10 protein-coding genes are annotated in these 8387 nt (G+C 72.8%); 5 read left to right on the plus strand and 5 right to left on the minus strand.

The window, feature by feature from the left end; all coding sequences use genetic code 11:
- Nucleotides 1–96: 96 nt before the first annotated feature.
- On the plus strand, nt 97–579 hold the full coding sequence (locus AB0E19_RS30890; RefSeq protein ID WP_362185656.1) for an SRPBCC family protein: 483 nt from the start codon (nt 97–99) through the stop codon (nt 577–579).
- Here AB0E19_RS30890 and AB0E19_RS30895 read toward each other — a convergent pair.
- Complete coding sequence (locus AB0E19_RS30895; RefSeq protein WP_362185659.1) at nt 576–2009, minus strand: serine/threonine-protein kinase; 1434 nt, start codon at nt 2007–2009, stop codon at nt 576–578. The two genes, AB0E19_RS30890 and AB0E19_RS30895, sit on opposite strands and share 4 nt — an antisense overlap.
- A gap of 143 nt (nt 2010–2152) precedes the next feature.
- Here AB0E19_RS30895 and AB0E19_RS30900 point away from each other — a divergent pair, with 143 nt between their 5' ends.
- Nucleotides 2153–3199, plus strand: coding sequence for an endonuclease/exonuclease/phosphatase family protein (locus AB0E19_RS30900; RefSeq protein ID WP_362185662.1), 1047 nt, complete (start codon nt 2153–2155; stop codon nt 3197–3199).
- 120 nt (nt 3200–3319) lie between these two features.
- On the opposite strand, the gene AB0E19_RS30905 is transcribed toward AB0E19_RS30900, so the two are convergent.
- On the minus strand, nt 3320–3880 hold the full coding sequence (locus tag AB0E19_RS30905) for a heme-binding protein (protein WP_362185665.1): 561 nt from the start codon (nt 3878–3880) through the stop codon (nt 3320–3322).
- Between the two features lie 304 nt (nt 3881–4184).
- Between AB0E19_RS30905 and AB0E19_RS30910 the strand changes: the two genes are divergently transcribed.
- The 3 genes from AB0E19_RS30910 (at nt 4185) to AB0E19_RS30920 (ending at nt 6259) form a co-directional block, all read left to right on the plus strand.
- Nucleotides 4185–4946, plus strand: a complete 762-nt coding sequence (locus tag AB0E19_RS30910) for an SDR family NAD(P)-dependent oxidoreductase (protein ID WP_362185668.1) — start codon at nt 4185–4187, stop codon at nt 4944–4946.
- A gap of 89 nt (nt 4947–5035) precedes the next feature.
- Nucleotides 5036–5764, plus strand: a complete 729-nt coding sequence (locus tag AB0E19_RS30915; RefSeq protein ID WP_362185671.1) for a TetR family transcriptional regulator — start codon at nt 5036–5038, stop codon at nt 5762–5764.
- 111 nt (nt 5765–5875) lie between these two features.
- Nucleotides 5876–6259 (plus strand): hypothetical protein, encoded by a 384-nt coding sequence (locus AB0E19_RS30920; protein WP_362185674.1) that lies wholly within the window; start codon nt 5876–5878, stop codon nt 6257–6259.
- Between the two features lie 63 nt (nt 6260–6322).
- Here the strand turns inward: AB0E19_RS30920 and AB0E19_RS30925 are convergent, their stop codons facing one another.
- From AB0E19_RS30925 to AB0E19_RS30935, 3 genes are all read right to left on the minus strand, one after another.
- Nucleotides 6323–7279 (minus strand): electron transfer flavoprotein subunit alpha/FixB family protein, encoded by a 957-nt coding sequence (locus AB0E19_RS30925; RefSeq protein WP_362185677.1) that lies wholly within the window; start codon nt 7277–7279, stop codon nt 6323–6325.
- 33 nt (nt 7280–7312) lie between these two features.
- Nucleotides 7313–8101, minus strand: coding sequence for an electron transfer flavoprotein subunit beta/FixA family protein (locus AB0E19_RS30930; protein ID WP_169089422.1), 789 nt, complete (start codon nt 8099–8101; stop codon nt 7313–7315).
- 28 nt (nt 8102–8129) lie between these two features.
- Nucleotides 8130–8387 (minus strand): acyl-CoA dehydrogenase family protein (locus AB0E19_RS30935; protein WP_362185682.1); only part of this gene is annotated, 258 nt, incomplete at its 5' end.

The raw sequence follows: 8387 nt of genomic DNA on the forward strand, positions 1-8387 counted from the left end.
CGGGCGATGCCGGCCGGGCGACGGGCCCGGTGACGGGATAGCCTCGCCGAAGGCTACTCCTGCACTTTCGTACGCGAATGAGCGAAGGCGGTCGTCGTGTCCCGTAATCGCCGGTTGATCCTGAGCCCGCCCTCCCGCGTGTGGGGCCTGCTGGCCAACGGCCTCCGTTACGGGGAGTGGGTGTCCGGGACGCAGCAGGTCATCGCCGCGGACCCCGGGTGGCCCGAGGTGGGTTCCCGGCTCCGGGTGCGGGTGGGCGTCGGCCCCCTCAGCCTCGAGGACACCTGCGTCGTCCGCATCTGCGAGCCCGAGCGCCGCCTCGAACTGGAGGCGAAGGCCGACCCCTTCGGCGCGGCCCGGATCGCCATGAACCTGGTCCCGTGGGGCGGCAGCACCCTCTTCCTCCTCGAATGGCACCCCCTCCGCGGCCCGGGCACCCGGATGCACGGACTCCCCGTCGACTACCTCGTCTCCATCCGCAACGGCATGATGCTGACCAAACTCGCCCGCATCGCGGTCCGCGAACGCCGGCGCGACGAAGCCTCCGGCGCCGCCCCGTCGGAAGCCGCCACCGCCTAGGCCGTCTCTTCCGGATCGGGCCGGTCGAGGAACGCGGTCAGGCCGGTGTCGGGGGCGTAGCGGTGCCCGGCGTGCCGGCGCAGCCCGGCGTCGAGCCGCCGGAGTGCCGGGCCCGGGTCCTCCGAGGCGTCGAAGTGGAGTGCCATGACGGCCTCGTGCCGGCCCTTGCCGGAGAAGTCCTTCGGGACGGACACGCCCTCGCGCAGGACGGCCGCCAGCTGCCACCGGCGCTCTCCCCGCGCGCCCGGCTTCGTGGGCCGGACGGTGACGCGGGAGACGTCCGCCCACGGCGAGGACCAGCGCCGGTCGCGTACCCGGCAGTGGAGGTGGTCGGCGGTCAGCTGGACGGTGTGCCGGACGAGCGGCTGGCCGCCGGAGACGACGACGCCGGTCACCAGGGCGGCCAGGCCGAGCAGCGCGGTCGCGAGGGTGACGACCGGGAGCGACAGGATCATGCCGAGGGGGACGCCGACGCTCGGGGACACGATCCCGAGGATCGCGAGGCAGCCCCCGTTCTCCGTGCGCCGGGTCGGCCGGTCCAGAAGGCCCGCGGTGACCTCCACCGCCTCCGTCCGCGGGGCCGGCGGCGCCGGCACCCGTGTCACGGGCGGCCGGGGTGCCGCCGAGGGTTCGGCGCCCAGCAGGTCCAGGACCCGCGAGGCCGACGGGCGGCGCTCCGGCGACTTCTCCAGGCACTCGGCGACCAGCGCGTACAGGCTCGGGGGCACGCCGTCCAGGTCCGGTTCGTCGTGGACGACGCGGTAGAGCAGGGCGGGGGCCGGGCCCTCGCCGAAGGGGGCCCGGCCGGTCGCGGCGTACGCGAGGACCGCGCCCAGTGAGAAGACGTCGCTCGACGGGGCCACCGGCCCGGCCGTCGCCTGCTCCGGGCTCATGAAGCCCGGGGTGCCGACGACCAGGCCGGTGTCCGTGAGCGCCGTGGCGCCCTCCACCGCCTTCGAGATGCCGAAGTCGATGACGCGCGGCCCGTCCTCGGTGACCAGGATGTTCGACGGCTTCAGGTCCCGGTGCACGAGACCGGCCCGGTGGACCGCCTCCAGGGCCTCGGCGAGACCGGCGGCGAGTGCGCGCAGTTCCGGCTCGGGCAGCCGGCCCCGGTCCCGTACCAGCGCCGCCAGGTCGGGCGCGTCGATGTAGTCGCTGGCCACCCAGGGCACCGGACCGTCCGGGTCGGCGTCCACGAGCGGCGCGGTCCAGAAGCCCCCGACGCTCCTGGCGGCCGCCACCTCGCGCCGGAACCGCTCCCGGAACCCGGGGTCGGCGGCGATCTGCGGCCGGATCACCTTCACCGCGAGCCGCCGCCCGCTCCGGGAGACGGCCAGGAACACCTGCCCCATCCCGCCCTCGCCGAGCCGCGCCGAGAGGCGGTACGGGCCGATGACGTCCGGATCGTCCGGCTGCAAGTCCTGCACGGTTCCCCCGAGTTCGCGTCCCTGGAGGGCGATCCTCCCAGAGGCGCGCGCCCCCGGGCCAGTCGGGAGGCCGCCACCCGCTCCTAGACTGATCGTCTTTGGCGGGCGCGGTGGGCGCCCGTCCTTTCTGTGTGGGGGGATCCATGAGGAAGGCACTGGTCGCCGGCGCGCTCGCGCTGGCGGCGCTGCTGACGAACGCGACGGGGGCGACGGCCGCTTCGGCGGAGGCGGAGGCCGTCCCGTACACGGCCTGGACCTGGAACATATCGGGCCACAAGATGAACCACGGCCGCACCGACAGCGGTCTGATCGAGGAGGCGGTGGGCTCGATCAGGCGGGCCGAGAACGCCGTGGACTTCGTCTCGTTCAACGAGATCTGCTACAGCCAGTACCGCGCCATCAGGACGCAGCTGGCGAGCTGGAACCCGGACAATCCGAGCTACGCCCGCTTCCAGGAGGCCATTCCCGCGGGCAGCACGGGCGCGGACGACCGGTCGATCTGCGGCGGAGAGTCCTTCGGCAAGGCCCTGTTCAGCCGCCACCGGCTCGGCCCCGCCGAGTACCGGACGTTCGCGCAGGAGAGCGGTCTGTCCCACTGGTCCGCCGACGGCGTCCAGCACCCGGTGATGAGCGGGCTGCTCTGCGCGCCGCTGGCCGACCGGCCGGCCATGAAGTTCTGCTCCGTCCACGTGGGCCCGATCTCGACCGGGGAGAAGCCGTACGGCTACAACCAGCTCGTCGAGCTCGACGGCATCCTGAACGGGTTCGCCGCCGCCGGACAGACCTACATGATCGCCGGTGACTTCAACGCCGAGCCGGACTACGACCGTCTGAACCGCTTCTACGCCAAGGAGGTCCCGGAGCCCTCCGGTTCCAGGGCGGAGGACCCGAACTACGGCGCCCACCGCGAGCTCGACGACATGGACGCCTCCTGCCCGGGATACGGAGAGGAGACGTCGGCCAAACCGGTGGCCGGGCTGCCCTGCGGCGTTCCGAGCTCCAAGATCGACATGATCTTCGTCCGTGCGGACCGGCTCGCCTCGCCCGACTACTCCGCCGACTCCAAGGCGATCCCCGTGTGCACCGAGATCGACGCGGCCGGTGCACTCAAGGCCGGGTACACCGAACCCTGCTCCGACCACCGCGTGGTGATCGGCCGGGCGACGCTGCTCGTCGACCCGGCGACGTGACAGACTCGTGGTGATTTCGTGTTGAACCAGTCAAGGCGTATGCTCTGATCTGCCACCCCGGTTCGCCTGTGTTCCCCCGTTTCAGGCGCACCGGGGTTCGGCATTTTCCGGCCGGGTGTGCTATCGGGCCAGCGCCGCGACACCGGCGCGGGCGAACTTCTCGTCCAGATCGCCGGAGGGTGCGCCCGCGACGCCGATGCCCGCGACCGGGGTCCCCTCGGCCGTGACCGGGGCGCCGCCGCCGAGGAAGAGGGTGCCGGGGATGTCCTTCAGGTTCGGTGCCTGCTCCAGGCGCTTGGCGAGCTCGGAGGTCGGAGCGTTCCAGGAGACCGCCGTGTACGCCTTCCGCTCCGCCGACGCGTAGGACTGCGGGCCCGCGCCGTCGCCGCGCAGGGTGACGATCGTGTTGCCGTCGCGGTCCACGACCGCGACGGTCACCCGCTGGTTCTCGGCCTCCGCGGCGTCCAGGACGGCCTTCGCCGCCTTCGTCGCCGCGGCGACCGTCAGGTGGGTGGCGGTGGTCGTGTTCCCGCTCTTCGCCTCGGTGACGGCCGCGGGCGCCGCGGTCGTGTCCTCGCCGCCGGCGCTCGCGGAGTAGGCGCCGGCCCCCGCCAGGCCGAGGGCGACGATCGCGCCACCGGTGATCAGACGGGTCCGGTGGGCCTTCTTCACGTGCTTCATGGGGGTGCTCCAGGGAGGGGGAGAGGGGGCGCCCGGTCGAAGATCGACCGGCGCTTCATCCTCCGGCCGGTCCCGGGGCGTGACGGTCGGCGCACCGGCTGCCCTCGGCGGGCGGATCGGGGGACCCCCGGGTCCACCGATCGGATGACCCCCGGTCCGTGACCCCGGCGTCACGGGGCGGAGTGCGGGTTCTATGGTGAGCGGCGCAGACCGCGCGGACCGCGCGGTCCCCCGCGGGGAGCGTCCCCGGGCCGGCGGCCAACCCGCCGGCCGGGCCACCCGCACGACATGCACGAGGAGTTCCATGGACATCGCCGGCTCCGCCGCTCTCGTCACCGGTGCCGCCTCCGGTCTCGGCGCCGCCACCGCCGCCGCGCTCGCCGCCCGCGGCGCCACGGTCTACGGCCTCGACCTCGACAAGGCCGTCGCCGCCGCCGGGGAGCAGCCCGACGGCGTCCGGCTGATCGCCGCCGACGTCACCGACGAGGACCAGGTCCGCGCCGCGCTCGCCGCGATCGACGCCGACGGGGCCGAGCTGCGGCTCGCCGTGAACTGCGCGGGGATCGCGCCCTCGGCCCGCGTCCTGGGCCGCAAGGGCCCGCACGACCTCGACCTCTTCCGTACGGTCGTGAACGTGAACCTGGTCGGCACCTTCAACGTGATGCGGCTCGCCGCCGAGTCCATCGCCCGCCACGAGGCCGACGAGCACGGCCAGCGCGGGCTCGTCGTCAACACCGCCTCCATCGCCGCCTTCGAGGGCCAGGTGGGGCAGATCGCGTACGCCGCCTCCAAGGCCGGGGTCGCCGGGATGACCATCACCGCCGCCCGTGACCTCGCCCAGTACGGCATCCGGGTCGTCACCGTCGCCCCCGGCATCGTCGACACCCCGATGATGGCCGGCTTCAGCGAGGAGATCCGCGCCGGGCTCGCCGCCGGCGTCACCTTCCCGCAGCGCCTCGCGCAGCCGGCGGAGTACGCCCGTCTGATCACCATGATCGCCGAGCACGACTACCTCAACGGCGAGACGATCCGGATGGACGGCGCCCTGCGGATGTCCGCCCGCTGAGGCGGCCCGCCCCCTGCGAGAGCACTCGGTGCCGGAACAATCCGGCACCGAGTGCCGCGCGGAGGTCGTCCGGATGTTAGGTTCGTGCCATGGCAGCAGCGGCGACGAACCCCCCGACCTCCCCGAAGCCCGCGATGCGGGACTCCCTCATCGCCGCGGCCTTCCAGCTCTTCCTGGAGCGGGGCTACGAGCAGACCACCGTCGACGACATCGTCACGCTCGCCGGCGTCGGCCGCCGCTCCTTCTTCCGCTACTTCCCGTCGAAGGAGGACGTGGTCTTCCCCGACCACGACCAGTGCCTCGACGACATGACCCGCTTCCTCGCCGCCAGCGCCGACAGCGACGACCCGATGGTCCGGGTCTGCGGCGCCGCCCGCCTGGTCATGCGGATGTACGCCGAGAACCCCACCTTCTCCGTCCAGCGCTACCGGCTCACCCGCGAGGTCGCCGGGCTGCGCGCGTACGAGCTCTCCGTCGTCTGGCGGTACGAGAAGACCCTCGGCGACTACCTGCGCACCCGCTGGGCCGACCGCAAGGACGGCACCCTGCGCGCCAACGTGGCCGCCGCGGCCGTCGTCGCCGCGCACAACCACGCCCTGCGGCACTGGCTCCGCTCGGGCGGCAAGGGCGAGCCCCTCGAAGAGGTCGACCGGGCCCTGGAGTTCGTCCGCGCCACCTGGAGCCCGGACGCGGCCGGCGGTGGCGCCGGCGACGCCGTGGGCGAGGGGGGCGAGGACGTGGTGGTCGTCATCACCAAGCGGTCCACCCCGATGTGGCGCGTGGTGCGGGAGGTCGAGTCGAGCCTCGGCGAGGGATGAGGGGCCGCAGTATCTCAGATTGAGGGAACTGAGGTCTTTCTTTGCTGGCACTGAGTGCCATATCTTGGGCTCCATGCACCGTCGAGCCGCCGAGTGCGAGGAGAAGGCATCGTGTTCCACACGGGACTGAGGAACTCCGGCGCCGTCCGGACCGAGGAATCGGCCGAAGGCGCCGATCTCTACTTCCAGCGCTGCGCCTGGTGCCACACCACCACCTTCCAGCGCCTGCTCTGCCCGACCTGCGGGTCGACCGACCTGTCCCCCCAACTCAGCGAGGGGGAGGGCGTGATCACCGTCCGCCGGGCCTACACCGCCGCCGAGGCCGACCTCTGGCCGGTCCACATGGCCGAGGGCTTCGTGGTCCGCTGCCGGGTCGACGGGCCGCCGCACGCCGTGCGCCCCGGTGTCCGGGTCAAGCTCGCGAGCGCCGCCGACACCGGCCGCCGGCCGGTCGTCCGGCTCTGCGAGGAGGTCCCGCTGGACGGCTGGATCTGAGCCCGGAAAGCGCGCGAAAGGGGGGTGGCACAGAGTGCCACCCCCTTTCCGTGTCCGACGGCGTCAGCGCGAGCCGATCTCCTCGGTCAGCTGCGGCAGCACCTCGAAGAGGTCGCCGACCACGCCGTAGTCGACCAGGTCGAAGATCGGGGCCTCGGGGTCCTTGTTGACCGCGACGATCGTCTTCGACGTCTGCATGCCGGCCCGGTGCTGGATGGCGCCGGAGATGCCCGCGGCGACGTACAGCTGCGGCGAGACCTGCTTGCCGGTCTGGCCGACCTGGTTGGAGTGCGGGTACCAGCCGGCGTCGACGGCGGCGCGGGAGGCGCCGACGGCCGCGCCGAGCGAGTCGGCCAGGCTCTCGACGACCTGGAAGCCCTCGGCGGCGCCGACGCCGCGGCCGCCGGAGACCACGATGGCGGACTCGGTCAGCTCCGGGCGGCCGGTGGAGACGCGCGCGGTGCGGGAGACGACCTTCGCCGCGTTGCCGGTGAAGGCGACGGTGACGTCCTCGACCGTGCCGGCGGCCGGGGCGGCCTCCGGGGCGGTGGAGTTCGGCTTGACGGTGATGACCGGGACGCCGTGCGAGACACGGGACTTGGTCGTGTACGAGGCGGCGAAGACCGACTGCGTGGCGACCGGGCCCTCGGCACCGGCCTCCAGGTCGACGGCGTCGGTGATGAGGCCGGAGCCGAGGCGGAGCGCGACGCGGGCCGCGATCTCCTTGCCCTCGCCGGAGGAGGTCACCAGGACGGCGGCCACCTCCTTCTCCTTCGCGATCTGGGTGAGCGCGTCGACCTTGGGGACGACGAGCTGCTCGGCGAACTCGGCGCCGTCCGCCACGTAGACGGTGGCCGCGCCGTACTCGGCGGCGGTGGCGGCGACGGTGGCGGCGGCCTCGCCGGCGCCGAGGACGACCGCGGACGGCTCGCCCAGGCGGCGGGCCAGGGTGAGCAGTTCGAGGGCCGGCTTGCGGACCGCACCGTCGGCGTGGTCCACGAGAACCAGGATCTCAGCCATGATTCCTTGCTCCTGAGTGGGGATGACGGACGGTCAGATGAACTTCTGGGAGGCGAGGAAGGCGGCCAGCTGCTTGCCGCCGTCACCGTCCTCGTTCGTGACGATCGTGCCCTGGGTGCGGGCCGGGCGGGCGTCCGCCGACTCGACCAGGGTCCAGGAGCCGGCCAGGCCGACCTCGTCCTCGTCGATGTCCAGGTCGTCGAGCTCCAGCTCCTCGACCGGCTTCTTCTTCGCCGCCATGATCCCCTTGAAGGAGGGGTAACGGGCTTCGCCGGACTGGTCGGTGACCGAGACGACGGCCGGCAGCGGGGCCTCCAGGAGCTCGGTGGCGGCGTCGCCGTCACGACGGCCCTTCACCACGCCGTCCTCCACCGACACCTCGGAGAGCAGCGTCGCCGCCGGCAGGCTCAGCCGCTCGGCGAGCAGCGCGGGGAGCACGCCCATGGTGCCGTCGGTCGAGGCCATGCCGCAGACGACCAGGTCGAAGCCGGTCTTCTCCAGAGCCTTGGCGAGGATCGCGGAGGTGGCGATGACGTCGGAGCCGTGGATGGCCTCGTCGTTGACGTGGACGGCCTTGTCCGCGCCCATCGACAGCGCCTTGCGCAGGGCGTCCTTGGCGTCGTCCGGGCCGACCGTGACGACGGTGACCTCGGCCTCGTCGGCCTCCTCGGAGATCCGCAGCGCCTGCTCGACCGCGTACTCGTCGAGCTCGGAGAGGAGGCCGTCGACCTCGTCGCGGTCGACGGTCAGGTCGTCCGCGAAACCGCGGTCGCCGGTGGCGTCGGGAACGTACTTCACACAGACAGCGATCCTCAGGGTCACGGCCTGGCTCCTTTCAACGAGCTGATGGTTACGGGAGGTTGCGGGCCATGACGATGCGCTGGACCTGGTTGGTGCCCTCGTAGATCTGGGTGATCTTGGCGTCGCGCATCATGCGCTCGACGGGGTAGTCGCGGGTGTAGCCGTAGCCGCCGAGGAGCTGGACGGCGTCGACGGTGACCTCCATGGCGACGTCGGAGGCGAAGCACTTGGCGGCGGCGCCGAAGAAGGTCAGGTCGCCGTCGACGCGCTCGGACTTGGCCGCGGCGGCGTAGGTGAGCTGGCGGGC

The sequence above is a fragment of the Streptomyces sp. NPDC047974 genome (genome assembly GCF_040653375.1).
Taxonomy (GTDB): Bacteria; Actinomycetota; Actinomycetes; order Streptomycetales; family Streptomycetaceae; genus Streptomyces.

Coding starts and splice junctions, on each gene's coding strand:
- AB0E19_RS30900 (WP_362185662.1), top strand. CDS start 2,153: ATGAGGAAGGCACTGGTCGCCGGCGCGCTCGCGCTGGCGGCGCTGCTG.
- AB0E19_RS30905 (WP_362185665.1), bottom strand. CDS start 3,880: ATGAAGCACGTGAAGAAGGCCCACCGGACCCGTCTGATCACCGGTGGC.
- AB0E19_RS30910 (WP_362185668.1), top strand. CDS start 4,185: ATGGACATCGCCGGCTCCGCCGCTCTCGTCACCGGTGCCGCCTCCGGT.
- AB0E19_RS30915 (WP_362185671.1), top strand. CDS start 5,036: ATGGCAGCAGCGGCGACGAACCCCCCGACCTCCCCGAAGCCCGCGATG.
- AB0E19_RS30925 (WP_362185677.1), bottom strand. CDS start 7,279: ATGGCTGAGATCCTGGTTCTCGTGGACCACGCCGACGGTGCGGTCCGC.